The 25639-nt window shown below is 70.3% G+C and carries 25 protein-coding genes and 2 tRNA genes; 12 read left to right on the top strand and 15 right to left on the bottom strand.

Annotated features, from left to right (window positions below; all coding sequences use genetic code 11):
* Positions 1-52 precede the first annotated feature (52 nt).
* Both O4J56_RS08115 and O4J56_RS08120 read left to right on the top strand, forming a co-directional pair.
* Complete coding sequence (locus O4J56_RS08115; RefSeq protein WP_270684809.1) at positions 53-508, top strand: tetratricopeptide repeat protein; 456 nt, start codon at positions 53-55, stop codon at positions 506-508.
* A gap of 65 nt (positions 509-573) precedes the next feature.
* The gene (locus tag O4J56_RS08120; protein WP_270684811.1) at positions 574-1140 is read left to right on the top strand and encodes a hypothetical protein; all 567 of its coding nucleotides are present in this window, start codon (positions 574-576) and stop codon (positions 1138-1140) included.
* Positions 1141-1147: 7 nt separating this feature from the next.
* Here O4J56_RS08120 and O4J56_RS08125 read toward each other — a convergent pair whose 3' ends face one another.
* The 4 genes from O4J56_RS08125 to O4J56_RS08140 all read right to left on the bottom strand — a co-directional run bounded on the left by O4J56_RS08125 (position 1148) and on the right by O4J56_RS08140 (position 4316).
* The gene (locus O4J56_RS08125; protein ID WP_270684813.1) at positions 1148-1789 is read right to left on the bottom strand and encodes a hypothetical protein; all 642 of its coding nucleotides are present in this window, start codon (positions 1787-1789) and stop codon (positions 1148-1150) included.
* 297 nt (positions 1790-2086) lie between these two features.
* Positions 2087-2476, bottom strand: coding sequence for a DUF4233 domain-containing protein (locus O4J56_RS08130; protein ID WP_270684815.1), 390 nt, complete (start codon positions 2474-2476; stop codon positions 2087-2089).
* Entirely contained in the window at positions 2476-3825 is a 1350-nt protein-coding gene (locus tag O4J56_RS08135) for a bifunctional folylpolyglutamate synthase/dihydrofolate synthase (protein WP_270684816.1), read from the bottom strand. The genes O4J56_RS08130 and O4J56_RS08135 overlap by 1 nt, the downstream gene beginning before the upstream one ends.
* 167 nt (positions 3826-3992) lie before the next feature.
* Positions 3993-4316 carry a hypothetical protein gene (locus O4J56_RS08140; protein WP_270684818.1) on the bottom strand — a complete coding sequence of 108 codons (324 nt, stop codon included), beginning with the start codon at positions 4314-4316 and terminating at the stop codon, positions 3993-3995.
* 186 nt (positions 4317-4502) lie between these two features.
* Here O4J56_RS08140 and O4J56_RS08145 point away from each other — a divergent pair, with 186 nt between their 5' ends.
* A complete protein-coding gene (locus tag O4J56_RS08145) occupies positions 4503-5315 on the top strand; it encodes a helix-turn-helix domain-containing protein (RefSeq protein ID WP_270684820.1) in 813 nt (270 codons plus the stop codon).
* Entirely contained in the window at positions 5312-5560 is a 249-nt protein-coding gene (locus tag O4J56_RS08150; protein ID WP_270684821.1) for a DUF397 domain-containing protein, read from the top strand. The genes O4J56_RS08145 and O4J56_RS08150 overlap by 4 nt, the downstream gene beginning before the upstream one ends.
* Before the next feature lie 91 nt (positions 5561-5651).
* Here the strand turns inward: O4J56_RS08150 and O4J56_RS08155 are convergent, their stop codons facing one another.
* The 3 genes from O4J56_RS08155 to O4J56_RS08165 form a co-directional block, all read right to left on the bottom strand.
* Positions 5652-7058 (bottom strand): LVIVD repeat-containing protein, encoded by a 1407-nt coding sequence (locus O4J56_RS08155; RefSeq protein ID WP_270684823.1) that lies wholly within the window; start codon positions 7056-7058, stop codon positions 5652-5654.
* 146 nt (positions 7059-7204) lie between these two features.
* Entirely contained in the window at positions 7205-8620 is a 1416-nt protein-coding gene (locus O4J56_RS08160; protein WP_270684825.1) for an LVIVD repeat-containing protein, read from the bottom strand.
* Positions 8621-9090: 470 nt separating this feature from the next.
* Complete coding sequence (locus tag O4J56_RS08165; RefSeq protein WP_270684826.1) at positions 9091-10506, bottom strand: LVIVD repeat-containing protein; 1416 nt, start codon at positions 10504-10506, stop codon at positions 9091-9093.
* Between the two features lie 243 nt (positions 10507-10749).
* Here O4J56_RS08165 and O4J56_RS08170 point away from each other — a divergent pair, with 243 nt between their 5' ends.
* Entirely contained in the window at positions 10750-11481 is a 732-nt protein-coding gene (locus O4J56_RS08170) for a DUF305 domain-containing protein (RefSeq protein ID WP_270684828.1), read from the top strand.
* A 158-nt stretch (positions 11482-11639) separates the two neighbouring features.
* Here O4J56_RS08170 and clpX read toward each other — a convergent pair whose 3' ends face one another.
* The 5 genes from clpX to O4J56_RS08195 all read right to left on the bottom strand — a co-directional run bounded on the left by clpX (position 11640) and on the right by O4J56_RS08195 (position 16476).
* Positions 11640-12914: an ATP-dependent Clp protease ATP-binding subunit ClpX gene (clpX, locus tag O4J56_RS08175; protein WP_270684830.1), complete on the bottom strand. Its 1275-nt coding sequence runs from the start codon at positions 12912-12914 to the stop codon at positions 11640-11642.
* 266 nt (positions 12915-13180) lie between these two features.
* Entirely contained in the window at positions 13181-13843 is a 663-nt protein-coding gene (locus tag O4J56_RS08180; RefSeq protein ID WP_270684831.1) for an ATP-dependent Clp protease proteolytic subunit, read from the bottom strand.
* Between the two features lie 70 nt (positions 13844-13913).
* Entirely contained in the window at positions 13914-14480 is a 567-nt protein-coding gene (locus O4J56_RS08185; RefSeq protein WP_270684853.1) for an ATP-dependent Clp protease proteolytic subunit, read from the bottom strand.
* Between the two features lie 261 nt (positions 14481-14741).
* A complete protein-coding gene (gene tig / locus O4J56_RS08190) occupies positions 14742-16154 on the bottom strand; it encodes a trigger factor (protein WP_270684833.1) in 1413 nt (470 codons plus the stop codon).
* A 247-nt stretch (positions 16155-16401) separates the two neighbouring features.
* Positions 16402-16476: transfer RNA gene (locus O4J56_RS08195), tRNA-Pro, on the bottom strand.
* A gap of 112 nt (positions 16477-16588) precedes the next feature.
* Here O4J56_RS08195 and O4J56_RS08200 point away from each other — a divergent pair.
* From O4J56_RS08200 to O4J56_RS08220, 5 genes are all read left to right on the top strand, one after another.
* Positions 16589-16659 (top strand) — tRNA-Gly (locus O4J56_RS08200).
* A gap of 222 nt (positions 16660-16881) precedes the next feature.
* A complete protein-coding gene (locus tag O4J56_RS08205) occupies positions 16882-17367 on the top strand; it encodes an adenylyltransferase/cytidyltransferase family protein (protein WP_270684835.1) in 486 nt (161 codons plus the stop codon).
* A gap of 224 nt (positions 17368-17591) precedes the next feature.
* Positions 17592-19475: an ABC transporter ATP-binding protein gene (locus O4J56_RS08210; RefSeq protein WP_270684837.1), complete on the top strand. Its 1884-nt coding sequence runs from the start codon at positions 17592-17594 to the stop codon at positions 19473-19475.
* A 187-nt stretch (positions 19476-19662) separates the two neighbouring features.
* The gene (locus O4J56_RS08215) at positions 19663-20313 is read left to right on the top strand and encodes a TetR/AcrR family transcriptional regulator (protein ID WP_408639098.1); all 651 of its coding nucleotides are present in this window, start codon (positions 19663-19665) and stop codon (positions 20311-20313) included.
* Positions 20314-20429: 116 nt separating this feature from the next.
* Complete coding sequence (locus O4J56_RS08220; RefSeq protein WP_270684840.1) at positions 20430-22052, top strand: MDR family MFS transporter; 1623 nt, start codon at positions 20430-20432, stop codon at positions 22050-22052.
* Positions 22053-22131: 79 nt separating this feature from the next.
* On the opposite strand, the gene O4J56_RS08225 is transcribed toward O4J56_RS08220, so the two are convergent.
* Complete coding sequence (locus O4J56_RS08225; protein ID WP_270684841.1) at positions 22132-22584, bottom strand: (2Fe-2S) ferredoxin domain-containing protein; 453 nt, start codon at positions 22582-22584, stop codon at positions 22132-22134.
* A 295-nt stretch (positions 22585-22879) separates the two neighbouring features.
* On the opposite strand from O4J56_RS08225, the gene O4J56_RS08230 reads away from it, so the two are divergent.
* Positions 22880-23698 (top strand): ABC transporter ATP-binding protein, encoded by an 819-nt coding sequence (locus O4J56_RS08230; protein WP_270684842.1) that lies wholly within the window; start codon positions 22880-22882, stop codon positions 23696-23698.
* A 98-nt stretch (positions 23699-23796) separates the two neighbouring features.
* Here the strand turns inward: O4J56_RS08230 and O4J56_RS08235 are convergent, their stop codons facing one another.
* Both O4J56_RS08235 and O4J56_RS08240 read right to left on the bottom strand, forming a co-directional pair.
* Positions 23797-24171: a DoxX family protein gene (locus O4J56_RS08235; RefSeq protein ID WP_270684843.1), complete on the bottom strand. Its 375-nt coding sequence runs from the start codon at positions 24169-24171 to the stop codon at positions 23797-23799.
* Between the two features lie 83 nt (positions 24172-24254).
* On the bottom strand, positions 24255-24686 hold the full coding sequence (locus O4J56_RS08240; protein WP_270684844.1) for a nuclear transport factor 2 family protein: 432 nt from the start codon (positions 24684-24686) through the stop codon (positions 24255-24257).
* A gap of 188 nt (positions 24687-24874) precedes the next feature.
* Here O4J56_RS08240 and O4J56_RS08245 point away from each other — a divergent pair, with 188 nt between their 5' ends.
* Entirely contained in the window at positions 24875-25486 is a 612-nt protein-coding gene (locus tag O4J56_RS08245; protein WP_270684846.1) for a TetR/AcrR family transcriptional regulator, read from the top strand.
* The last annotated feature ends 153 nt before the right edge of the window (positions 25487-25639 follow it).

A 25639-nucleotide genomic window follows, 5' to 3' on the forward strand; every position in this document is an offset into this window, starting at 1 on the left:
GGAGTCGTCTAGGCGCTGTGAAGGCCAACCGACACCGACGAGGGAGCCTCCGATGACCACCGACCCGATCATGGCCCGGATCGGCGAGGCGGTGGACCTCAACCACCGCCAGGGTCGACGGGAAGACGCCCGCGACCTCTTCGCCCGGATCTGGGACGACATCGGCGGCGACCAGGGCGACCCCCTGCACGTGTGCGTCCTCGCCCACTCGATGGCCGACGTGCAGGACGACGTTGCCGAAGAACTGGCCTGGGACCTGCGCGCGCTCTCCGCCGCCGACCACATCACGGATGAGCGCGCCGCGCAGGCCGGGGTACCGCTGTCCGTCGCCGGTCTCTACCCGTCACTGCATCTCAACCTGGGCGAGTGCTACCGCAAGCTGGGCGATCTCGACCGCGCGCGGGAGCACCTCGATCACGCACGGGCCACGATCGGCACCCTCAACGACGACGATTACGGGAAGCTGATCCGAGGCGGCCTGGAGCAGCTGGCGGAACGCCTGGGGTGAGGCGTCCAGGTGCGGACCGCCGGTACGGTGGGGCCACTTCGGACCCGATGGGCGAGGAGCCGCACATGGGCCATCCACAGCCACAGGGGCGGCCGGTGTGGGCCCTGCCGCCGACGAACGCCCCGCTCGGCGACGCCGCGGACGCCCCGGACACCCCGACGCCCATGCCGGTCGTCATCGCCCGCATCCTCCTGTGGGCCCAAGGGGCGGCCGCCGCCCTGGCGGTCCTTCTGGGCCTGGCGGGGCTGGCCCTGCTCGTCTTCGTCGCCGACTCACCCCTCGGAGGGGCCGAGCCGCCGGCGGACTTCTTCGATGCACTCGCCGCCATCGGGGTGGCGATCGTGATCCTCGTGGTGGGCATCGTCGCCGTGGCGTTCGGGGTGGTCGCCTTCGGCGTCATGGTGCCGACCCTCGTCCTGGCGGCCCGCTTCGGCCGTCGCAGTAGAGGAGTCCGCGTCGGCACCCTCGTGCTCGAAGGGATCGTGTGCGGGGTGTTCCTCCTGGCCATGGTGTCGGCGGCCGTCGACGGCGAGACCGTCCCCGTGCTGACCCTCCTCCCCCTGGCCGCCCTCAGCGGCACGGTGTTCGGCCTGCTGCTCACCCCTCAGGCCGCGCACCACTTCCGCTTCTAGCCCCGAGTCATGCCGGGCGCCCGCGGTGCGCCTTCGGCCGGCGGGTCTTCAGCCCTCCCACCAGGCACATCACGCACGACACGGCAAGGACCGGAGCCGCGATGAGCAGGCCCCACGTTCCGAAGAGGACGTGGTCCACGCCGTATTCGAGGTTGATCACGGCGAAGTAGAAGGAGCCCACCCCGGCGGCCCCTGCCCCGAGCGCCGCCAAGAGGCCGACGCCGAACCCGAGGTAGCCGGTGCCGCCGCGCCCCATGATGAGGGCGATGACCCCGACCAGTACGGCGAACAGCCCGGACAGGGCGATCAGGCCGGGGCCGAGCATGTTCTCGATGTGGCCGCTGGTGAGCAGCTCCAGCCAGGTCCGCCCCTCCCCCGCGTCGACGTATCTGTCATCGTCGGGCACCTGCCACGGGGCGAACGGCAGGGCGGCGAAGAGCACCAGCGCGCCGAGGGCGAGCCCGGCCCCGCCGAGGCGGACGACGCCGTTGCTCTTCGGCGGCGAAGGCGGCTGCGGGGACGGGTTCGCCTGCGGGGGCGGGGCAGCGTGGGGCGGCTGCGGGCGGCCGGGCTGTGGGCCCGGCCCCGGCGGCCCCTGCGGCGACGGCCGCCCGTGGGGGTGGGGAGGGTACGGAGGGGGATTCGCCATCGTGGCGCCCTTTCATGGGGGAAGGGGGATGCGGAGGCGTCGGCCCGTACCTGGGACGCTGGTCAGGGCGGTCGCGTTCCCGCCCGCATTGGCGCCCGAGGCGTGTCAGCCTATTGTGCTGTACCGCTCCGCGAACGCGGGGATGGAGACTGTTTGATCGTTCCCTGCCCGATGAGCATTTCCAGCGCCCCGCACGCGCGGGGACGACCCTCCCGCCGACCGGCGGAACGAACGACGGGGGCGGCGCCGTGACCGGCGCCGCCCCCGTTCGTCATCTCCTCGAAGCCTGCCTCGGCCTCAGCCCGCCTCGGCGGCCCCTGCCGCTCCGGTGGCCCCGTCGGTGCCCGAGGCCGCGGCCCGGGCGTCGGCCTCCGCCTTCATCGCGTCGGTCTTCCGCCCCAGCATCACCCCGGCCACCCACAGGCCCGCGAAGATGATGCCCAGCACCCATAGACCCGGCACCAGGAACCCGCTCGCCAGCAGGGTCGCCTGCAGGACCCACCCCGCCCAGTGCGCCCAGGCGTGCTTGCGCTGCAGGGCCGCCAGCACCAGCGCCGCCAGCGCCTGGCCGCCCCACACGGCGCCGGCGACCGCCGGGGAGAACCCGCTGAGCTGGATCGCCACCGGGACGGCCAGCCCGATCACGATCACCTCGAAGCCGAGCACCACCGCGCAGATGGTCCGCATCAGTCCCCCTTCAGCAGGTGGCCGGCGTCGCCCGCCGTCACCACCGAACCGGTGATCAGCACACCCGTCCCGGAGAACTCGCCGGTGTCCTCGGCCAGGGCCACCGCCCGGTCGATCGCGTCGTCCAGGCGCGGCGCCACGTGCACCCGCTCGCTGCCGAAGATCCCCTCGGCGATGTCGCCCAGGTCCTCGGCGGTCAGCGAGCGCGGCGAGGAGTTGCGGGTCACGACGACCTCGGTGAGCAGCGGCTCCAGCGGTTCGAGGATGCCCTCGACGTCCTTGTCCCCCATCACCGCCAGCACGCCGACCAGGCGGGTGAAGCCGAACGACTCCTCCACGGCGGCGACGGTCGCCGCCATCCCGGCCGGATTGTGCGCGGCGTCGACGATGACCGTCGGCCCGCGCCGCACGACCTCCATGCGGCCCGGGGACTCCACTCCGCCGAGCGCCTGCCCGATCAGCTCGGGGTCCAGCTCGTCGTCGCCCTCGGCCGGGGCGGCGAAGGCCTCCACGGCGGCGATGGCGACGGCGGCGTTGCTCGCCTGGTGCTCCCCGTACAGCGGGAGGAAGACGTTCTCGTAGCCGCCGCGCAGGCCCTTGACCGTGACCAATTGCCCGCCCATGGCCACCTCGCGGTGGGTGACGCCGAACTCCAGGCCCTCCCGGGCCACGGTGGCGCCGACCTCGGAGGCGCGGCGCATGAGCACCTCGGCGGCGGGGAGCTGCTGCTGGGCCAGGACCGCGATGGCGCCCGGCTTGATGATGCCCGCCTTCTCCTCGGCGATGCCCTCGACGGTGTCGGGGAGGAAGTCGGTGTGGTCGATGCCGATCGGGGTGACGACGGCGACGTCCCCGTCGGCGACGTTGGTCGCGTCCCAGGTGCCGCCGAGGCCGACCTCGACGACGGCGACGTCCACCGGGGCGTCGGCGAAGACGGCGAACGCCATCACCGTGATCACCTCGAAGAAGGACAGCGGGACGTCGGAGCCCTCGTCGACCATGCGGATATAGGGGATGACGTCCTCGTAGGCGGCGATGAACGCCTCCTCGGAGACGGGGTCCCCGTCCAGGACGATCCGCTCGCGGGCGGTGCGCAGGTGCGGGCTGGTGTAGCGGCCCACCCGCAGGTGGCGCTCGCGCAGGAGGGCGTCGATCATCCGGGCCGTGGACGTCTTGCCGTTGGTCCCGGTCAGGTGGATGACCCGGTAGCTGCGCTGCGGGTCGCCGAGGAGGTCCAGGACCTCCCGCACGCGCTCGGTGGTGGGGTCGATGTCGGTCTCGACGCGCCTGCCCATGATCTCGGCGATGATCGCGGTGTAGCGCTCGTGGACGCTCTGCTTGCTGCTCATGGCGCGGTGACTGGGGTCGGGATGCTCACAGGCCCAGCGTAGAAGACGGCGGACCGTGGCCCGATTCACCCCGCGGGTGCCCGGCGGACCGGGCGGGCGCCCGCGGTTCCCCAGGGGAACCGGGCCACGGCGGTCATGGTGCGGTCATTCCGCGGTGGTCGTGCGTGTCAACGGTGCGGGTGCAGGCCGATGCTCCAGTCGATGGCCTCCTGGTCACGGAGGCGGCGGGCGAACTCGTCGATGTCGCGGGCGGCGACGCGGCCGGTGGCGCCGACCGCGCGGGCGTGCTCCGGGAGTTCGGTGCGCCGCTCGGCGATGTACAGGTCGGGGCGGAGGTGGTCGTCCCCCGCCCAGCGGAGGGTCCAGGTCTCCCGCAGGTCGCACGCGAGGAGGAGGAAGAGGTTGTAGGCGCTGGAGGGGGCGGAAGGGTCGTCCCCAGAGTTGCCGAATCGGGCGGCTTGCGCATCGGGCGGACGGATAGGGTTGCCCATCAGGTCCTCACCTGTCATTCCAGGTCGTGGGCTCAGGTCCCGGTCCGGCGCGCTACCGCCGATCGGGGCCGCTTCGGTATTGATCCTGCTTGACGCACAAGTCAATCCACTAGCAAGTCAACTGAACTGCGGATTTTTGTTCATTCTGGTTGACGCAGGTTCAGCAGCGGTTCAATCATGTTGACCATGAGCGACAGGAGTCGCCCACAGTGGGTGAAACTCGGACGCGAACTACGACGACTACGGATCCAAGCTGGGCTGACACAGACGCAGCTCGGCAAGCGGGTCATGCTGTCCTACGGGACCATCAGTGGCCTCGAACGGGGTGTACGGGGCACCAATCCGGAGCATCTCGCCCAGCTCGACCAGGCACTTTCAACAGAGGGTGCGCTCTCTCGGATGTGGGAGGGCATGAATGCCTTCAGCGGACTCGCCGAATGGGCCCGACAGGTAACCGCCCTCCAGCAGGATGCAACCGAGATTCGGCAATTCAGCCCTCTACTGATCCCGGGGCTACTACAAACGGAGGAGTACGCACGGGCCATCATCCGGACCGGCCGTCCGTCGAGCAGTGCCGAAGAGCTCGAAGAACGGGTGCGTGCACGTATCGAACGGCAGAGGATCTTCGCCTCAGACCGCCCTCCGCTGATGACGACGGTGTTGGACGAGTCGGTCCTCCGTCGCCCCATCGGTGGCCGCGAGACGATGGCGAGACAGATCGAGCACCTCTTGCATATGGCTGAAGCCGCTCGCGTGACGGTTCAGATAGTGCCTCTAGACTGCACCCGGCATCCCGGGCTCGATGGTGCGTTCAGTCTCTTCACGTCCCCCGGTCGTGGCCAGGTCGCGCACACCGAGACCCGCTTCGAGAGCTCGCTGATCGAAGCGCCTGAAGATGTCGCCGACTACGCCCGAGTCTTCGAGGACCTCAGGGGAGCGGCGCTTCCTGTGGAGGCTTCGCACGAGCTCATCTCCACTGCTTTGGGAGAACTTCGGTGACTTATACGTCCTGGCGCAAGTCCAGTTACAGCAGCACGACCGGCGGCGAGTGCGTCGAGGTCGCAGGCCCGTGGCACAAGTCGAGCTACAGCAACCAGAGCGGTGGTAGCTGCGTCGAGGTCGCCGCGACCTCAGCCCCCGGCATCGCCGTCCGTGATACGCAGAACCGCGGGCTCGGGCACCTCTCGTTCCCGGCCTCTGAGTGGGCCTCCTTCATCAGGGACGTTCGCCGGCGGGAGCTGTAAGACCCCCCACTCCCCCACCGACACGAACGGGCCGCCGCCCCGTCGGGGCGGCGGCCCTGTGCGTCACTCAGTCGCCTGAAGGCTCAGAGCCTCAGTACTGCGGCTGGTTCTGCGGGTTGAACTCGTCGAACTCGACGTCCTCGGCGCCCTTGAGGCGCTTGTCGTCGACCTTCAGCACGTCGAAGCCGCGGTCGATGTCCGAGGAGTAGATGTAGCCGTTGTAGTAGTAGGTCGACCAGGTGTTCGTGTTCACCTCGACGTCCTCGTCCACCCGGTTGTCGGCGTCGAAGAAGCCGATCTCCTCCGGGTTCTTCAGGTCGTTGAAGTCGATGATGGACACGCCGCCCTGGTACCAGGACTGCACGAAGAAGTTCTTGCCCTTCACCGGGATCAGCGACCCGTTGTGGGCGACGCAGTTCTGCTCGTCGCCCTGGTGGCGGTCGATCTTGTAGTAGCTCTGGAAGCTCAGGTCCGCCTTCGCGGGCTTGTCGCCCTTCGCGGGCTTGGCCTTCAGCGAGAAGATGGCGTCCGCGCCGCGCTCCGGGCCGATCTCGGCGGTGCAGGTGGGAGCGCCGCCACCGCCCAGCTCGTCGGTGAAGATGACCCCGTCGCCCTTGTTGGTGAACGTCGCCGAGTGCCAGAACGCGAAGTTCTCATCGCGCACGGTCTCGATGACCTCGGGCTGCAGCGGGTCGCTGATGTCGAAGATCACGCCGTCGCCCATGCAGGCACCGGCCGCGATGTCCTTCTCCGACCACACGGTGATGTCGTGGCACCCCTGGGTCGGCAGCAGCAGGTTGTCCTGGTCGTGGTTGCCGCCGTCGGGGAAGACCACCGGCTCGCTGGCCAGGTTGGCGTCCTCGGGCGCGTCCTTCGGCACCTCGATGACCGAGAGCTGGTCGTGCGGCGGCTGGCAGTTCGGGTACCGCTCCGACGGCGAGTAGGACGACACGTAGATGTAGTCCGTCTCCTCGCCCTGCACCAGCGAGTTGGTGTGCGACCCGCACGCCGTGGGCACCGCCGCGACGTACTGCGGGTTCTCCTTGTCGGAGATGTCGAACACCCGGATGCCCTCGAAGGCGTCCGCGTCGGCCGGGGTGCTCTCGGCGGCCCCGCAGTCCGTGCTCTCACGCGGGTAGTCCACCGAGTAGTAGAGCAGGTCACCGCTGACCGACACGTCGCCCTGCCCGCCCGGGCACAGCACCGTGCTGACGACCTCGGGCTCCTCCGGCTCCGAGATGTCGTAGATCACGAAGCCGTTGTAGTTGCCCCCGATGGCGTAGTCGCCGGTGAAGGCCAGGTCCGAGTTGGTGCTCTCGAACCCCTCGGGCTTGGGCAGGTGCGCCACGTGCTCGACGTTGTCACTGGTGACCGAGTCGGCCGGCGGGGTGTCCGCCGCGGCCGGCGGCGCCACTGCCAGGCTCAGCGCCAGGCCCGCAGCGCCCGCGACGGCGGCGCCGATGCGCCCGAACCGTCTGCGCTTGGGGGATAGCGACATGCAGAACTCCTCGTTCCGTGGGAGGGGCGGGGCCGGCCGGGCACATGCGGGCCCAGACCGCGGCCCCGTCGGTACGCCGCCCGCCCCGGTTCACGGGGCGGGCGGACGGTGGGGGTGGGGATGGGTGGGGCCGGGCGCGCCCGGCGTCAGTAGCGCGGCTGGTTCTGCGGGTTCAGCTCGTGGAACTCCACGTCCTCGGCGCCCTTGAGCCGCTTGTCGGTCACCTTCAGGACGTCGAAGCCCTGCTGGATCTCCGAGGAGTAGATGTGGCCGTTGTAGTAGTACGCCGACCACGACCCGCTCAGGTCCTCGGTGAATGGGCCCCGGTCGAAGTAGGCGATCTCCTCCGGGTTCTCCAGGTCGTTGAAGTCGATGACCGACACGCCGCCCTGGTACCAGGCCTGGACGAAGTAGTTCTTGCCCTTCACCGGGATCAGCGAGCCGTTGTGGGCCACGCAGTTCTCGGTGTCCTCCTGGAACCGGTCGATCTTGAAGTAGCTCTTGAAGCTGAGCTCCGCCTTCGCGGGCCGGTCCCCCTTGGCGGGCTTGGCCTTGAGCCCGAAGATGGCGTCCGCGCCGCGCTCCTGGCCGGTCTCGGCGTTGCAGGTCGCCCCGGCGCCGCCGCCCAGCTCGTCGGTGAAGATGACGCCGTCGCCCTTGTTGGTGAACGTCGCCGAGTGCCAGAACGCGAAGTTGTCGTCCCGCACCGTCTCGACGACCTCGGGGTTCACCGGGTCGCTGATGTCGATGATCACGCCGTCGCCCATGCACGCCCCGGCCGCGATGTCCTTCTCGGCGTAGACGGTGATGTCGTGGCAGCCGCTGGTCTCCCGGCTCGGGGTGCCGGGCGGGTTGCCGCCGTCGGGGAACAGCACCGGCTCGGACACGACCGCCGCGTCCTCAGGAGCGTCCTTGGGGACCTCGATGACCGAGATCTGGTCGTGCGGCGGCTGGCAGTTCGGGTAGCGGTCGGACGGCGCGTACGAGGACACGTAGATGTAGTCCGTCTCCTCGCCCTGCACCAGCGAGTTGGTGTGCGACCCGCACGCCGTCGGCACCGCCGCCACGTACTCCGGGCTCTCGATGTCGGAGATGTCGAAGACGCGCATGCCCTCGAAGGCGTCGGCGTCGGCCGGGGTGCTCTCGGCGGCCCCGCAGTCGGCGCTCTCCCGGGGGTAGTCCACCGAGTAGTAGAGCAGGTCGCCGCTGACCGACACGTCGCCCTGGCCGCCCGGGCACAGGACGGTGGTGACGAGCTCGGGCTCCTCGGGCTCGGAGATGTCGTAGACGGCGAAGCCGTTGTAGTTGCCGTCGATGGCGTAGTCGCCGGTGAAGGCCAGGTCCGTGTTGTAGGCCGAGGTGCTGTCGAAGCCCTCGGGCTTGGGGAGGTTGGCCACGTGCTCGATGTTGTCGCTCTTGTCGGTGCCGCTCCCGCCGGTGTCGGCGGCACCGGCGGCGGGGGCGAGGCCGATGGCCAGGGCGGCCGCGCCCGTCAGAGCGATGCCGAGGCGCGCCGCGCGCGCGAGCGGGGACCGCCGGGGCGGCCGGGGGGATGTCGGCATCCGGACTCCTTCGTCGGTGAGAGCCGAAAACAGGGGCAAACTACATAGACCGGTCCCCTCCTGTACAGAGGGGTAATCCGGACCGCTTCCGATTCGACACACTGCGCGCTTCCCCCGTTGCCGGTGCACGTCGTGACACTCCGGGCACGAACCGGGAATGTGCGCACGCCGGAACGGGTGCGCCTGGGCCCACCGGGGGCCCGGCGGCCCGGCGCCGCTCCCCGGCCTGCTGTCCGGGTTTCGGACGGGAGTGAACCGACGTTAGGACGTCCGCAAAACGGCCGCGGCGCCCGGGAAGGGGCCCAGCACCCGCGGGGCCGACAGGGAGGCGCACGCGGAGGGGCCGACGACGGGGCCGTCGGCAGGACCGAGCGCAGAGGGGCCGGGGCCCACGTTCCGGTTACGGGTACGTGGGCCCCGGCGTCATGTCCTCGGCGCAGGCGCCTTGTGCCGGCGACGTTGACGGCGCGTCAGTAGCGGACCTGGTTCTGCGGGTTCAGCTCTTCGAACCGCACCTTCTCGGCACCCTTGAGCCGCTTGTCGTCCAGGCGGAGGATGTCGAAGCCGCGGGTGCGCTCGGCCGAGTACACGTAGCCGTTGTAGTAGTACGCCGACCAGCTGCCGCCCCGCACCAGCTCGGTGTCGGACACCGGGCCGCGGTCGAAGTAGGCGATCTCCTTCGGGTTCTCCAGGTCGTTGAAGTCGATGACCGACACCCCGCCCTGGTACCAGGACTGCACGAAGTAGTTCTTGCCCTTGACCGGGATCAGCGAGCCGTTGTGCGCCACGCAGTTCTCGGTGTCGCTCTGGTGCCTGGGGATCTTGTAGTAGCTCTTGAAGCTGAGCTCGGCCTTCGCGGGCCTGTCGCCCTTGGCGGGCTTGGCCTTCAGGCCGTAGATGGCGTCCGCGCCGCGCTCGGGGCCGATCTCGGCGTTGCACGTGGCCGCACCGCCTCCGCCCAGCTCGTCGGTGAAGATGACGCCCTTGGCGTCGTTGGTGAAGGTCGCCGAGTGCCAGAACGCGAAGTTGTCGTCCCGCACCGTCTCGATCACCTCGGGCTCCAGCGGGTCGCTGATGTCCATGATGATGCCGTCGCCCATGCACGCCCCGGCCGCCAGGCCCTTCTCGGCGTAGACGGTGATGTCGTGGCAGCCCTGGGTCGGCCGCAGCAGGCCGTCCTGGTCCTCGTTGCCGCCGTCCGGGAACAGCACCGGCTGGGCGACGACCGCCGCCTCCTGCGGGGCGTCCTTGGGGACCTCGACGATGGAGATCTTGTCGTGCGGCGGCTGGCAGTTCGGGTACTTCTCCGACGGCGCGTACGACGACACGTAGATGTAGTCGCTCTCCTCGCCCTGGATCAGCGAGTTGGTGTGCGAACCGCAGTCCGTGCGCACCGACGCGATGTACTCGGGGTTCGACTTGTCGGAGATGTCGAACACCCGGATGCCCTCGAAGGCGCCGGGGTCCTCGGGGGTGCTCTCCGGGGCCCCGCACTCGTCGTTCGCCCGCGGGTACTCCACCGAGAAGTAGAGCAGGTCCCCGCTGACCGACACGTCGGCCTGGCCGCCCGGGCACAGCACCGCGGCGGTGATCTCGGGCTCGGACGGGTCGGAGACGTCGTGGATGACGAACCCGTTGTAGTTGCCGACGATGACGTGGTCACCGGTGAAGGCCAGGTCCGAGTTGGTCGGCTCGAACCCCTCGGGCTTGGGCAGGTTGGCCATCAGCTCGACGTTGTCGCTCTTGTCGATCTCGTCGACGGGGGTGTCCGCCTGGGCCGGCAGCGCGGAGGCGGTCAGTCCCGCGGCGGCCAGGAGGGTCACGGCGGCGCTCAGCACGCGCCGGCGCAGCGGGCGTCTCGTGGACACCCGGGGGGATCTCGGCATGAGGGCTCCTCATCGTCGCCGATACCGAAGGTGAACACGAAGAAGATACATATCCACACGAACCGCGACCATGAGTAAAAACGACATAAATGATCACACGCGGCGATCAGAGCAGTTCAGCCCGTACGCACACCCCCCGTCACGATGTGGCGACGGGACGGATACTGGACAAACCGGCCCTGATGACAGTAGACAACCCGGAGCGGCCGACCGCCGCGCCTTCCCCGCCGAGAGGAGCCCCCCGTGCCGCGTCACACCCTGGCGCTCGGAGCCGCCCTCCTTCTCGCCGCGGCCACCGCCTGCTCGGGCGGCGGCTCCGGCGACGAGCCCGATGTGGTGATGCCGGGCGGCCCCGGCGAGTCCGCCTCGCCCGCCTCCCAGGAGCAGATCGACGCCGCCAACCAGGAGATCACCCACAACGAGGCCGACGTGGTCTACGTGCTCAAGATGATCGAGCACCACAAGCAGGCCCTGGACATGACGCCGCTGGTCCCGGAGCAGGGCGAGAACGAGGACGTGCGCAAGATCGCCGAGCGCATCGAGGACGCCCAGGGGCCCGAGGTCGAGGCCATGGAGAACTGGCTGGAGACCCACGTCTACGGGCCCGCCGAGGGCAACCCCAACTACGCCGACTCCTGCGGCCTGACCCAGTGGCGCGAGGGCGAGGCCGGGGTCGAGGACGGCGGCGGCCACCACGGCGGCGGCGGGCTGGAAGCCTGCCCCATCGAGATCGACCACACGGACATGCCGGGCATGCTCGTCCAGGAGCAGCTCGACGAGCTGGAGGCCGCCGAGGGCGAGGAGTTCGACGAGCTGTTCGTCGAGCTGATGACCGAGCACCACGAGGGCGCCATCCAGATGGCCGAGGACGTCACCATCGACGGCAAGGACACCGACGTGCTGCGGATGGCCAACGACGTCATCGCCGAGCAGCAGGCCGACATCAACCGCATGCAGGAGGCCCTGGAGGGCTGACCGCCGGGTCCCCTCCGCGTTGATCTCGACGAAGGTGCTGTCATTCCGGCGGTTTTGACAGCACCTTCGTCGAGATCATCGAGGGCCCAGCGGACAGCGAAGGAGCGGCCGCCCCTCGGCGGGGGCGCCCGCTCCTTCGTCGTCGGTGGGTGCGCCCGTCAGGCGCTCTTCTCCTCGGGCTCGTCGCCCGGGTTCACGCGAGGGACGATCGTGGGGTTCACGTGCTCCAGGACCGCCTCGCGGGTGATGATCACCTGGCCGACGTCCTCGCGGCTGGGGACCTCGTACATCACCGAGAGCAGGACCTCCTCGATGATGGCCCGCAGCCCGCGCGCGCCGGTGCCGCGGATGATGGCCTGCTCGGCGATGGCCTCCAGGGCGTCCCCGGTGAACTCCAGCTCCACGTTGTCCAGCTCGAACAGCCGCTGGTACTGCTTGACCAGGGCGTTGCGCGGCTCGGTGAGGATGCGCACCAGGGCCTCGCGGTCGAGGTTGTGCACGTTGGTGATGACCGGCAGCCGCCCGACGAACTCCGGGATCATCCCGAACTTCAGCAGGTCCTCGGGCATGGCGTCGGTGAACAGGTCCTCGGCCTTGTGCTCGGAGGAGGTGCGCAGCACCGCGTTGAAGCCCATCCCCTGCTTGCCGACCCGCTGGTCGATCACGCGGTCCAGCCCGGCGAAGGCCCCGCCGCAGATGAACAGCACGTTGGTGGTGTCGATCTGGATGAACTCCTGGTGCGGGTGCTTGCGCCCGCCCTGCGGCGGCACGCTGGCGGTGGTGCCCTCCAGGATCTTCAGCAGCGCCTGCTGCACGCCCTCCCCGGACACGTCCCGGGTGATCGAGGGGTTCTCGCTCTTGCGCGCGACCTTGTCGACCTCGTCGATGTAGATGATCCCGGTCTCGGCCTTCTTGACGTCGTAGTCGGCCGCCTGGATCAGCTTGAGGAGGATGTTCTCCACGTCCTCGCCGACGTACCCGGCCTCGGTGAGCGCGGTGGCGTCGGCGATGGCGAAGGGGACGTTGAGGATCTTGGCCAGTGTCTGGGCCAGCAGCGTCTTGCCCGAACCGGTGGGGCCCAGCAGCAGGATGTTGGACTTGGCGATCTCCACGTCCTCGTCACGGGGGCGGTCGCCCTCGGACTGGACCCGCTTGTAGTGGTTGTAGACCGCGACCGACAGCGCCTTCTTCGCCTGGTCCTGGCCGATCACATAGGAGTCGAGGAACTCGTAGATCTCGCGCGGCTTGGGGAGGCTGTCCCACTTGAGCTCGGTGGAGTCGGCGAGCTCCTCCTCGATGATCTCATTGCACAGGTCGATGCACTCGTCGCAGATGTACACACCCGGGCCGGCAATGAGCTTCTTCACCTGCTTCTGGCTCTTGCCGCAGAACGAGCACTTCAGCAGGTCTCCACCGTCGCCGATGCGTGCCACCCAGCCACTCCTTAAAACGTAGGCCGCCCCGTCAACGGCGCCCGTGCGCCCGCTGCGCGGTCCGCGGTACGAGGCGTCCCCAGCGGGCCTATCCGCTCTTGCAGGATATGCCCTCCGGCGCCGACTCCGTGCGGGGTGATCTGTGCGTCGCTCTTAACGAGCGTAAGCGAAGAGGGAGACCGGCTTCACCACCCGATCGCCCGCGGCGTGTGGGGGCCGTGCCCCGCGGACGGCCCCGCGGGCCCTGCCGGGCCCGCGGACACCGCCTACTTCAGGGAGGTCTTGCGGTACGGCAGCACGAAGTCGATGATGCCGTAATCCTTGGCTTCCTCCGCGGTGAGGATCTTGTCCCGCTCGATGTCCTGCGAGATCTCCTCCTCCGTCTTGTCCGTGTGCTTGGCCAGCGTGGACTCCAGCTGCTTGCGGATCCGCATGATCTCGTTCGCCTGGATCTCGATGTCGCTGGCCTGGCCGCGGGTGACGTCGGTGGCGGGCTGGTGGATCAGGATCCGCGCGTTGGGCAGGCAGCCGCGCTTGCCCTTGGTGCCGCCGGCCAGCAGCACCGCGGCGGCGGACGCCGCCTGGCCGATGCACACCGTCTGCACGTCGGGGCGGACGAACTGCATCGTGTCGTAGATCGCCATCAGCGACGTGAACGACCCGCCCGGCGAGTTGATGTACATCTGGATGTCGCGGTCGGCGTCGATCTGCTCCAGCGTCAGCAGCTGCGCCATGATGTCGTTGGCCGACGTGTCGTCGATCTGCACGCCGACGAAGATGATCCGCTCCTCGAAGAGCTTGTTGTACGGATTCATCTCCTTGACGCCGTACGAGGTGCGCTCGACGAACGACGGAAGGATGTAGCGGCTCTGGGGGCTCGGCGGAGCCATGCCGCCGGCGCCGAACGCCTTGTACTCGTACTCGTTCATGTTCTGGCCCTCCACATGCACCGTACTTCGGGGGTAACCGGTCCCGGACTCCTCAGGCGTGACACGGCCCTCAGGACTGGCCGGAGACGTCGAGGGTGCCCTCCAGCACCTCGTCGATGAACCCGTAGTCCTTGGCCTCCTGGGCGGTGAACCAGCGGTCCCGGTCGGAGTCCTTCTCGATCTGCTCCACCGTCTGGCCGGTGTGGAAGGCGATGCGCTCCTGGAACATCTTCTTCACGTACAGCAGGTCGTCGGCGAGGATCCGGATGTCGGAGGCGGTGCCCCCGATCCCGCCGATCGGCTGGTGCATCATCACGCGGGCGTGGGGCAGGGCGAAACGCTTGCCCGACGCGCCCGCGCACAGCAGGAACTGGCCCATGGACGCGGCCATGCCCATGCCGACGGTGCGCACATCGTTGGGGATGTACTGCATGACGTCGTAGATCGCCATACCGGCGGTGACCGAACCGCCCGGCGAGTTGATGTACAGCGTGATGTCCCTCTGGCGGTCCTCGGCGGACAGCAGCAGCAGTTCACCCACGATGCGGTTGGCGATCTCGTCGTCGACCTGCTGGCCGAGGAAGATGATGCGCTGGCGCAGCAGACGCTGCGACGTCTGCTCGAACACCGGGGGAATAGGCGACTCGGCCGTACGGGCTTCGACTCGCGTGGACTCGTTCTGGGTCGGCGGCACTCTCGTCACCTGCTCCGAAATCGAAACGGTTGCGACGCTTGCGACACTAACGCTCTTCACGGTCCCGCTCGCACGCTTCACGGGCCTGTTCGCTTTGAGCGCATGGGGCGGGCCACGGCGGCCGCGCATTCCGCAGAAAGCGAACGGGTCCCCGGGCCGCGCACGCGGCGCGGCCCGGGGACCCGGAGCGTCAGGGCGAAAGCCTTACTCGGACTTCTCGTCCTCGGCCTTGGCCTCGGACTCCTCGGCGGCCGGGGCGTCGGCGGCCTCGGCCGCGGCCTCAGCGGGGGCCTCGGCGTCCTCGTCGCCGCCCCGGGCGGTCTCGACGGGGTTGCCGGACTCGTCGGACACCTTGGCCTTCTCCAGGACCAGGTCCATGGCCTTGGAGCGGACGACCTCGGTGTAGGCGATCTGCAGCTGGTTGGACTGGACCAGGTGCTGGGCGAGCTGGTCGGGGGAGACGCCCATGCGCTGCGCCTGCTCGACGACGTAGGCGGTCAGGTCCTCCTGGCCGGCCGACAGCTCCTCCTGGACGGCGAGCTGGTCGAGGACGAAGCCGGCCTTGACGGCCGAACGGGCGCTGGTCTTCAGCTCCTCGTCGAACTCCTCCTCGGTCTGGCCCTGGGACTCCAGGTAGGACTCCTTGGACAGCCCGCCCTGCTGGAGCTGGTTCTCCAGGCTCTGGCGGCGGCGGTCGACCTCCTCGTCGACGACCGAGTCCGGCAGCGGGATGTCGACCGAGTCGACCAGCTTCTCCATGGCGCGGTCGCGCGCCTGGGAGAGCTGCTGGACGCGGCGCATCTCGCCGAGGCGGTTGCGCACGTCGGCGCGCAGGTCCTCGATGGTGTCGAACTCGCTGGCCAGCTGGGCGAACTCGTCGTCCAGCTCGGGGAGCTCCTTGACCTTGACGCTGTGCACGGTGACGGTGACGTCGGCGTCCTTGCCCTCGTGCTCGCCGCCGACCAGCTTCGTGGAGAAGGTGGCCTCGTCGCCCTCGGACATGCCCGTCAGGGTGTCGTCCAGGCCCTCGAGCATGGTGTTGGTGCCGACCTCGTAGGAGACGCCGGAGGCCTGGACGTCCTCCAGCTTCTCGCCGTCGACCGCGGCCGACAGGTCGATGGAGACGTGGTCGCCCTCGGCGGCCGGGCGGTCGGCGCCGACCAGGGTGGAGAAGCGCTCGCGCAGGTTGCCCAGCTGGTCCTCGACCTGCTCGTCGGTGGCCTCGGCGTCGTCGACCGTGACCTCGATGCCCTCCCAGTCGGCGACCTCGAACTTGGGGCGGACGTCGACCTCGGCGGTGAAGGCGAGCTCGTCGTTGTCCTCCAGCTTGGTGATCTCCACGTCGGGCTGGCCGAGCGCGAAGACCTCCTCCTTCTGGATGGCCTCGTTGTAGAGCTCGGGAACGGCGTGGTTGACCGCCTCGCTGATCACCGCACCGCGGCCGACGTAGCGGTCGATCAGCCGGGCCGGCGCCTTACCCGGGCGGAAGCCCTTGATCCGGACCTGCTTGGCCAGCGACTTGTAGGTCACGTCGAAGGCGTGGTCCAGCTCCTTGAACGGAACCTCGATGGTCAGCTTGACCCGGGTCGGGCTGAGCTCCTCGACATCGGTCTTCACGGGGCGGTACTCCTAGATTTCCGGCTGTTTTCCGGGACGACCCGGCACGCAGGGCACGACGCAAGGCCGCGGTGTCCGGGACGGCACCGGCCGAGCAGTCAGTGATCCGAGCCGCGGGGCCTTGAGCCGGGACCTGACCCGGTCCCGCTCGTCCCCCCTGCTGATCACACCAAGTCTAGGGCAGAACAGCGGGGGCTCACGGCCTTCGGGAGCCGCAGCGCCCCCGGACCTGGAGCCGTAGACGTCGTCGGGGAGGCGGGATTCGAACCCGCGGCCTCATGCTCCCAAAGCATGCGCGCTAACCAAGCTGCGCTACTCCCCGTACCACTCGCGCCGGCCGCGCCGTCCGGGTGTACGACCAACGCTGCGGAGACTGTAGTCTTGTCCCCGTCGGCTCAACGAGTCTAGAGGAAACTCAGAGGGACCGGAGCCACGCGGGCGTAGTTCAATGGTAGAACTCCAGCCTTCCAAGCTGGCCATGCGGGTTCGATTCCCGTCGCCCGCTCCGTGCACGGTCGAGGCCGGGTCCGAACGGACCCGGCCTTCGTCGTTCCCGGGGGCCGACGTGCCGCCGCTCCGCCGGTGTGGGCACCGCCTCATGGCCTCTGCGGGCCGAGGGGTGGGCCGTGCGCGGGGAATGGGGTCGCCCGGGGATATGTTGGTTCGGGCGGACAAGCCCCCGCCCCGCGGCCGCTCCGCGTCCGGTCGATCGTGTGAAGGTGTGCAGATGCCCATGGAGGTTCCCGCGCTGACGGCCCGCTGGGTCGCCGGGCCGCCGGGGGGCGCGTCCCCCGCCGTGGTGACCGGGGTGTTCGACGTGCTGCACGTGGGCCACCTGCGCTTCCTGTCCTCCATCCGCGACCGCGGCCTGCCGCTCGTGGTGGGCGTCGAGGACGACCGGCGGGTCAGCGCCTGGAAGGGCCCCGACCGCCCCGTCAACCCCGACGAGGAGCGCGCCGAGCTGCTGGCCGCCCTGCGCTGTGTCGACGGCGTGTTCATCGTCTCCGGCCCTCCCGAGGTCAACGGCTGGGACGCCTACGCCGACCTGCTGCGCCCCCTGGACCCCGCCGCGCTCGCCATCACCGCCGGCGACCCGCACACCGACGCCAAGCGGCGCGGCGCCGAGGCCCTCGGCGCCGACTTCTGGGAGCTCCCGCTCACCCGGGGGCGCTCGACCAGCGCGACGCTGAACCGCCTGTCGCCCAGCCTCTGAGCGGGGCCGCTGGACACCGCCCACGGCCCCGGGTGACGGCGGCCCGCCCCGCACGGCGACGGCCGGTTCCGGCCCCTTATTCCCGCGCATGGCACCTTCTTTGCTCCCGCCCGACCCGGGAACAGGCCGCCTCCGGGGGCTGTTGACGACGCTGCAGGGCGGTGCCGGGTCCGCCGCGCCTCCCCTGCTTTCCGCGCGTTGTCCCGAAGGCGAATGAGGTCGATATGGCGATGATGGGAGGGGGCGGCCCCCCGATCTACCGCTCCCTGGTCAACGACGGGAGCGCGAAGCAGAGCGCGCTGCCCAAGGGCCTCGCCCGGCGCATCGTGGGCTATGCCCGCCCGCACTGGCGCTCCATCGTGCTGTTCGTGCTCGGCACCTCGCTGGCGTCGGCGATCGTGGTCGCCAACCCGCTGCTGCTCAAGCAGATCATCGACCAGGGCGTGGCGAACCGGGACACCGGGCTGGTGGCGTCGCTCGCCCTGGCCGTCGCCGGGCTGGCGGTCCTGGAGGCCGTGCTCAACCTGGCCAACCGGTGGCTGTCCTCCCGCATCGGCGAGGGCGTCATCTACCTGCTGCGCACCCAGGTCTTCACGCACGTGCAGCGGATGCCGCTGGCGTTCTTCACCCGCACCCAGACCGGGTCGCTGATCAGCCGCCTCAACACCGACGTGGTGGGCGCCCAGCGCGCGATCACCTCGGTGCTGCAGTCGATCGTGTCCAACCTGATCAGCACGGTGGCGGTGCTGGCCACCATGTTCGTGCTGTCCTGGCAGATCACCCTGGCGGCGCTGGTGCTGGTGCCGCTCTTCCTCATCCCCGCAAAGCTGATCGGCCGCCGCCTGGCCGGGATCTCCCGCGACGGGATGAACCTCAACGCCGAGATGAGCTCGCTGATGACCGAGCGGTTCAACGTCGGCGGGGCGATGCTGGTCAAGCTGTACGGACGCCCCGACGAGGAGGCCGCGGCCTTCTCCGACCGGGCCGGGCGGGTGCGCGACATCGGCATCACCCAGGCCGTCGTCGGCGGCCTGCTGTTCACCATGATCGGGCTGATCACCGCCCTGGCCACGGCCCTGGTCTACGGGGTGGGCGGCGCCCTGGTCGTCGGCGGCGCCTTCGAGCTGGGCACCCTGGTGGCTCTGGCCACCCTGCTCACCCGGCTGTACGCGCCGATCACCGCGCTGTCCAACGTGCACGTGGAGGTGATGACGGCGCTGGTCAGCTTCGACCGCGTCTTCGAGGTGCTGGACCTGGAGCCGATGATCGGCGAGGCGCCCGACGCCCGCCCGCTGCCGCCGGGGCCGCTGGACGTGGAGTTCGACGGGGTCTCCTTCCGCTACCCCACCGCCGCCGAGTCCTCGCTGTCCTCCCTGGAGCTGACGCCGCAGGCCGAGTCCGGCGACGACACCCAGGTGCTCAGCGGGGTGTCGTTCACCGCCCCGGCCGGGTCGCTGGTCGCGCTGGTCGGCCCCTCCGGCGCCGGGAAGACGACGCTGACCCACCTGGTCTCGCGCCTGTACGACCCGACCGAGGGCGCGGTGCGCCTGGGCGGGACCGACCTGCGCGGGGCGTCCTTCGACTCGGTGCGCGACGCGGTCGGCGTGGTCACCCAGGACGCCCAGCTCTTCCACGACACCGTCGGCGCCAACCTGCGCTACGCCCGCCCGGAGGCCACCGACGCCGAACTGGTGGAGGCGATGCGGGCGGCGCAGCTCGGCCACCTGCTCGACGCGCTGCCGGACGGCCTGGACACCATGGTCGGCGACCGCGGGTACCGCCTGTCCGGCGGCGAGAAGCAGCGCTTGGCGATCGCGCGGCTGCTGCTCAAGCGCCCCTCGGTGGTGGTCCTGGACGAGGCGACGGCGCACCTGGACTCGGAGTCCGAGGCGGCGGTGCAGGAGGCGCTGGCCACCGCCCTGGAGGGCCGCACCTCCCTGGTGATCGCCCACCGGCTGGCGACGGTGCGCGAGGCCGACCTGATCCTCGTCATGGAGGACGGGCGCATCCTGGAGCGCGGCACGCACGACGAGCTGCTGGCGGGCGGCGGCCTGTACACGGCGCTGTACCGCACCCAGTTCGCCTCACAGGAGAAGTCCCGGGCCTGAGACCCGGGAGGCACCGAGGCCGGAGGGGGCCGCCGTGGACGGCGGCCCCCTCCGGCGTTCTTGCCCGTCCGGTATTCCCCGCCGCTCCAGAGATTCAGATCACGCAGAAATTCAGTTGCCGCATTTTTGCAGAGACTGCAAGATGGAAGGTGTCAGAGGAAGGCCCGGCTCCGACGGGGGGACCGCCATGGGACTGCGGGAGCGCAAGAAGCGCGAGACCCGCCGCAACCTGCACCGCGCGGCGGTGCGGCTGGTCCTTGAGCACGGGCTGGACGCGGTCACGGTCGACGACATCGCCGCCGCCGCGGACGTGTCCTCCCGGACCTTCTTCAACTACTACGCCTCCAAGGACGACGCCCTGGTCGGAGACGGCCCCCTGGGCCCGTCCGAGGAGGGACGGGCCGTCTTCACCTCGGGCGGCCCGACGGGGGACCCCGTCGACGACCTGAAGGCCTACCTGATGACCTTCGTCGGCGACGACCCGGAGGAGCACCGCACCGCCATGCGGGACCTGTACCAGCGCAAGCGGCTGGTCCAGCAGGAGCCCTCGCTGATGCCGCGCGTCATGGCCCGCTTCGCCGAGACCGAGCAGCGGGTCGCCGCCGACATCGCGGCGCGGCTCGGCGACGGCGACGCCGAGGGCACGCGCGCCCAGCTCGGGGCGCTGCTGGCCACCACGCTGATGCGGTTCACCATGCACCGGCTGAAGGAGTCCGGGCACGGCCCCGACGACCCGGCGCCCGAGCCCGAGGATTTCCGGGAGGACCTGGAGCGCGTCATGGACGAGACGTTCCAGGCCTTTCGGGAGTTCTTCGTGCTCCCCGCCGAGCGGGCCTGACCCGGCGCCCCTCCCCCGCACCCCCCGCACCGCCACCAGACCGACCCCACACCGACCCACACGGCGCCCGCCGGGGGCGGCGCCCGAACCATCCCACGGGGAAGCGAGATCCATCCATGACCACCACCGGCACCGAGGACCCCTCGGCACCGCCGAGCCGCGCGGGCGGCGAGAGCAGGAAGCCGCACGTCGGCTGGGTGTTCTTCAGCGTCATGCTGACGATGCTGCTCGGCGCGCTCGACCAGACGATCGTGTCCACCGCCCTGCCCACGATCGTGGGCGAGCTCAACGGACTGGAGCACCTGTCCTGGGTGGTCACCGCCTACATGCTCGCCGCGACGGTGGGCATGCCGATCTACGGCAAGGCCGGTGACCTGTTCGGCCGCAAGAACGTCTTCATCTTCGCCATCGGCATGTTCCTCGTCGGGTCCGTGCTGTGCGGCATCGCCCAGAACATGCCGCAGCTGATCGCGTTCCGCGCGCTGCAGGGCATCGGCGGCGGCGGGCTGATGATCACCGCCCAGGCGATCATCGCCGACGTGGTGCCCGCCCGCGAGCGCGGCCGCTACATGGGCCTGATGGGCGGCGTGTTCGGCCTGGCCTCGGTGGCCGGCCCGCTGCTCGGCGGGTTCTTCACCGACCACCTGGACTGGCGGTGGATCTTCTACATCAACCTGCCGCTGGGCGCCCTGGCCCTGGCCGTCGCGGCCGCCGTGCTGCACCTGCCCAAGCCGGAGGGGCCGCGCCCGCGCCTGGACTACCTGGGGACGGCGCTGCTGGCCGCCGCCAGCGTGTGCATCGTGCTGTTCACCAGCTGGGGCGGCGGCGAGTACGCCTGGACCAGCCCGGTCATCATCGGCCTGGGCGCCGGGGCCGTCGTGGGCGCCGCGCTGTTCGTGCTGGCCGAGCGCCGGGCGAGCGAGCCGATCATCCCGCTGTCGCTGTTCCGCAACCGCGACTTCGTGCTCACCGCGCTGATCGGGATCACCGTGGGCATCGCGATGTTCTCCACCGTGTCCTACCTGCCGACCTTCCTGCAGATGGTCAACGGCGCCACGGCCACCGAGTCCGGGCTGATGATGATCCCGATGGTGGCGGGCATGCTGGCGGCCACCATCACCACCGGGCGGCTGATCTCCTCGACCGGGCGCTACAAGGCCTTCCCGGTCATCGGCACCCTGGTGATCATGGCCGGGCTGGTGCTGCTGTCCCGGATGGACGCCGACACCGCCTACCTGTACAACGCGACCGGGATGCTGGTGCTGGGCCTGGGCGTGGGCATGGTGATGCAGAACCTGGTGCTCATCGTGCAGAACGCGGCCCCGGCGCGGTACCTGGGCACGGCGACCTCGGCCAACAACTACTTCCGGCAGATCGGGGCGTCGTTCGGCATCGCGGTCTTCGGCTCGATCTTCGTCGGGCGGCTGAACGACCGGGTGGCCGAGCTGCCCGGCGGCGGGCTGCAGATGCAGGGCGGCGAGGCCGGGCTCAGCTCGCTGACCCCGGACATGCTGCAGGCCCTCCCGCCGGAGGTGCGCGACTTCGTGGTGCACGCCTTCGCGGACGCGCTGCCCCCGGTGTTCCTCTACGGGGTGCCGATCGTGGCGGTCGGGTTCGTGCTGTCGCTGTTCATCAAGGAGAAGCCGCTGGCGACCAGCCTGGAGGCGGACGAGGGGGCCGGCTCCGGGTCCGACGGCCCGGGCGGGGGCGAGCCGGAGAAGGTGGCGGCGCCCGCGTAGCGGCGGACCCGGTCCCGGCGCCCGGCCAGGGCGCCGGGCCGACGGGGCGGGAAGGAGTGGGGTGGTCCGGGGGCCCACCTCACTTCTTCTTTTTCTTCTTCTTTTTCTTCTCGCCCTTCGCCTTCTCCGGCCCGTCCTTCTTGCCCTTCTTGTCCTTCGCCCCCTTGGAAGCCGCCCTCTTCTCCTCCTCGGCCCGCTTGCGCTTGCGCTTCAGCTGCTTCTTCAGCTTCTTCTTCTTGGGCTTCTTCGCGTCCTTGGAGGTCAGGTGGGGGCGCAACGGCTCGGGCACCGGCGCCACCCCGGGTCCGCCCTGGAAGATCCAGTCGTCGAGCTCGTCCACCAACCGGTCCTCGGCGAAGTCGCCCAGCCACACCGGCCGCCCGCCGCCGGCCCTCCCCTTGGACGACGGCTGCACGACCACCACGTTGGCCTTGAAGCAGATGCCCAGGCACTTGCTGACCCGCACCGGGACCGAACGCCCCTCGTGGTCCTCCAGCCCGCTGAGCCGCTGGAGCTGTGCCTTGTGGTCCACCCCGGGGACCTTCTTCTTGGTCCCGCAGCAACAGCCCCGGCACACGACCAGCTTGCACGGCCGGTCCGACGGGTCCCCTACCACCTTCTCGCGCCCCTTCCGCGCCGATCGCGGCGCGATGTGCTCACTGTCGCCTACCACGGTAAATGCGCAGGTCGACCGTGCGATCACCGGGCCCGTCCGCGTCCGGCCCGGGGGCGGGGCCCGGTGCCGGGCCGGGCCGCGCGCCCGTACGCCCCGGCGGTAGGGTGATCCGGCGTCCGACAGGCCCGCGAACGAGGGAGGGCGGTGACCCGTGGCCGCCGACGAGTGCGACCGGAACGTTATCGACGCCGACGGGGTGGACCTGGTCCGCACCGGCAAGCTCCTGCTCGACCAGGTGACCCTCGCGGTGCGCCCGGGCGAGCACTGGGCGCTGCTCGGCCCCAACGGGGCCGGGAAGACCACCCTGCTCACGCTCCTCGGGGCGCGCGCCCACCCCACCCGGGGCACCGTTCACGTGCTCGGGCACCGGCTCGGCCGGGTGGACGTGCGCGAGCTGCGGGCGCGCATCGGCCACGTCGACCCCCGCCACGACCTGCGCTCGGCGCTCCCCGCGCACACCGTGGTGCTGACCGGCGCCACCGGCAGCATCGAGGTCCCGCCGCGCTGGGAGCCCACCGCCGGGCAGACCGCGCGCGCCGGGGAGCTGCTGTCCCTGCTCGGGGTGGCGGACCGGGCCGAGGACCCGTGGACCACACTCTCCCAAGGCGAGCGGGGGCGGGTGCTCATCGCCCGCGCGCTGATGGCCGACCCCGACCTGCTCCTCCTCGACGAGCCCGCCACCGGCCTGGACGTGGCCGCGCGCGAAGGGCTGCTGGCGGCGGTGGACCGGCTGCGCGCCGCGCGCCCGTACATGGCCACCGTGATGGTCACCCACCACCTGGAGGAGCTGCCCGCCACCACCACGCACGCGCTGCTGCTGCGGGCCGGGCGCACGGTGGCGTGCGGTCCGGCCGACGAGGTGCTGACCTCCAAGTTCGTGTCGGAGTGCTTCGACCACCCGATCGAGATCGAACGCCGCGCGGGCCGCTGGAGCGCCCGCGCGGCGGCCACGGGCCCCTCCCCTCACTGATCCCGGGAGGACCGGCGCCGGTGGTTCAGGACGCGAAGCGCCGCAATCGGCCTTCGGAAAGCAGGGTCGCCGCCGGTGGAGGGCGACCCTGCTTCCGGTCAGAACGCGTACGGCCCGAAGCGTCCCCACACCACGACGGCCGCGAGCACGCCCAGGACGACGTTCATGGCGATCTTGGACCCTGCCGATTCCCGCGCGTGGGCCACGATGGCGCCGACCATGATCATGACGATGCCGACGGCCGCGAGCGGGCTCAGCACCGGGGCGATTCCGACGAGCGGCGGAACGACCAGGCCGACGGCGCCGAGGACCTCGACCAGGCCGAGGAGCTTGACCGCCGGGGCGGGGAAGGATTCGACCCATGCGCCCAAGGGGGCGACGAGGTCCTCCTTCGGCTTGGCCATCTTCGTCAGGCCCGCGCCGAGGAAGACGGCGGCCAGCACTCCCTGCAGGGCCCAGAGCACGATGTTCATCAATGGTCCGATCTGTGTCGAGGATGACCGCCTCCCTGAGTGACAGGTGCGGAACTCCCCTGTTCATGGGTCGTGCCGTGCCGTCAGCCGACGACGAGCCTGCGCGACTCGTGCCAGTGGATGAATCGCCAACCGCTGCCGGTCCGGCGCAGGCCGGCCGAGAGCCGTGACTCGCCGGCGAGCGGCTCGCTGGAGTCCTTGAACTCGAACGTGGTGTGGCCCCGCCAGTAGACGAGCGCGACATCGCCGAGCACGGCGACCTCGCTGCCGATCTCACGCCATTCGATCCGGTCGACCGCCTCCGGAATGCCGCGCCAGTAGTCGACGATCGCGTCCCAGGCCGTGATGGCGGTCCCGTACTCCTCCGGCTGGTAGACGAGGTGCTCGTAGCCGTCGTCCCACCGACCCTTCATCGCCTCGAGATCCATCGCCTGCAGCGCCCGGGCGAAGGCCGTGTACGCGGCGCGGACCGCCGTCTCGTCGTCGGTCATCGGCGTCCCTGTCGTGTCGGTCATCAGTGTCCTTGCCGTGGTGGAGGTCCGACTGCCGGCACCCGTGCCGGATCGGTCGTCGCCGTCCCTTCCGGACCCCGACCGATGCGGAGGCTTCCGGCTCCGATGGCGGAAAAGTAGCAGTACCACTCGGTTAGGACAACCGAGTGGTACGCTCAATCGACCGGGCGAGCGGAGGAGGACGACACCTGATGGGTTCCGAGCGCGTCGACGGGCGGACGCTCCGGTTTCAGCACCGGCGGCCGGAGCTGCTGGCCGCGGCGACCGAGTACGTCCTCGACCACGGCATCGCCGGCCTGTCGCTGCGTCCGGTGGCCCAGGCGCTGGGGGTGACGCACGCGACGCTGCTGCGCCACTTCTCGTCCAAGGACGAGCTGATCACGTGCGTGCTGGACAAGATCCGCACCGACCTCTTCGCCCAGGTGACCGCCGACAGCGGACTCCAGGAGGCCGGGTCGACGGCACAACTGCTGAGGACCACGTGGCGACGGCTGTGCGAACCCAAGGAGCAGCGGCAGTTCCTGCTCCTGTTCGAGATGGCCGCCGGCGCGGGTCGGCGGTCCGGCGACGGCGGGGAGCCGACACGGTCGATGGAGGACGACTTCGTCGGCTTCATCTCCGGGTGGCTCAGGCGGGACGGGTGGGCGCCCGAGGACGCGTCGGCCCTGGCCACCCTCCTCCTGGCTCAGATACGGGGGCTTCAGCTCGACCTTCTCGTCTCGGGAGACCGCGCGCGGGTCGACCGGGCGTTCGAGTTCGCACTCGCCCTCGTCGAACCCCGGACGGGGCCGAGCGTGTCCTGACGACGGCGGGCCCCACCGGCGCGGATGCGGGCGGCGCACGCGAAGCGGGTGGGACTCCGGTTCCATGGAACCGGGTCGGCAGGGGGCCTTTCCCGGGACCGACGCCCCTGACACGCCGCGGCGCCCCGGGGCGCCGCCCCCGGCCCCGCAACA

The organism is Nocardiopsis endophytica (assembly GCF_027706725.1).
Taxonomy (GTDB): domain Bacteria; phylum Actinomycetota; class Actinomycetes; order Streptosporangiales; family Streptosporangiaceae; genus Nocardiopsis_A; species Nocardiopsis_A endophytica.

Excerpts from the sequence above, each read along its gene's own strand:
- O4J56_RS08115 (WP_270684809.1), top strand. The coding sequence starts at position 53 with ATGACCACCGACCCGATCATGGCCCGGATCGGCGAGGCGGTGGACCTC.
- O4J56_RS08120 (WP_270684811.1), top strand. The coding sequence starts at position 574 with ATGGGCCATCCACAGCCACAGGGGCGGCCGGTGTGGGCCCTGCCGCCG.
- O4J56_RS08125 (WP_270684813.1), bottom strand. The coding sequence starts at position 1,789 with ATGGCGAATCCCCCTCCGTACCCTCCCCACCCCCACGGGCGGCCGTCG.
- O4J56_RS08130 (WP_270684815.1), bottom strand. The coding sequence starts at position 2,476 with ATGCGGACCATCTGCGCGGTGGTGCTCGGCTTCGAGGTGATCGTGATC.
- O4J56_RS08135 (WP_270684816.1), bottom strand. The coding sequence starts at position 3,825 with ATGAGCAGCAAGCAGAGCGTCCACGAGCGCTACACCGCGATCATCGCC.
- O4J56_RS08140 (WP_270684818.1), bottom strand. The coding sequence starts at position 4,316 with ATGGGCAACCCTATCCGTCCGCCCGATGCGCAAGCCGCCCGATTCGGC.
- O4J56_RS08145 (WP_270684820.1), top strand. The coding sequence starts at position 4,503 with ATGAGCGACAGGAGTCGCCCACAGTGGGTGAAACTCGGACGCGAACTA.
- O4J56_RS08155 (WP_270684823.1), bottom strand. The coding sequence starts at position 7,058 with ATGTCGCTATCCCCCAAGCGCAGACGGTTCGGGCGCATCGGCGCCGCC.
- O4J56_RS08160 (WP_270684825.1), bottom strand. The coding sequence starts at position 8,620 with ATGCCGACATCCCCCCGGCCGCCCCGGCGGTCCCCGCTCGCGCGCGCG.
- O4J56_RS08165 (WP_270684826.1), bottom strand. The coding sequence starts at position 10,506 with ATGCCGAGATCCCCCCGGGTGTCCACGAGACGCCCGCTGCGCCGGCGC.
- O4J56_RS08180 (WP_270684831.1), bottom strand. The coding sequence starts at position 13,843 with ATGAACGAGTACGAGTACAAGGCGTTCGGCGCCGGCGGCATGGCTCCG.
- O4J56_RS08205 (WP_270684835.1), top strand. The coding sequence starts at position 16,882 with ATGCCCATGGAGGTTCCCGCGCTGACGGCCCGCTGGGTCGCCGGGCCG.
- O4J56_RS08210 (WP_270684837.1), top strand. The coding sequence starts at position 17,592 with ATGGCGATGATGGGAGGGGGCGGCCCCCCGATCTACCGCTCCCTGGTC.
- O4J56_RS08215 (WP_408639098.1), top strand. The coding sequence starts at position 19,663 with ATGGGACTGCGGGAGCGCAAGAAGCGCGAGACCCGCCGCAACCTGCAC.
- O4J56_RS08220 (WP_270684840.1), top strand. The coding sequence starts at position 20,430 with ATGACCACCACCGGCACCGAGGACCCCTCGGCACCGCCGAGCCGCGCG.
- O4J56_RS08235 (WP_270684843.1), bottom strand. The coding sequence starts at position 24,171 with ATGAACATCGTGCTCTGGGCCCTGCAGGGAGTGCTGGCCGCCGTCTTC.
- O4J56_RS08240 (WP_270684844.1), bottom strand. The coding sequence starts at position 24,686 with ATGACCGACACGACAGGGACGCCGATGACCGACGACGAGACGGCGGTC.
- O4J56_RS08245 (WP_270684846.1), top strand. The coding sequence starts at position 24,875 with ATGGGTTCCGAGCGCGTCGACGGGCGGACGCTCCGGTTTCAGCACCGG.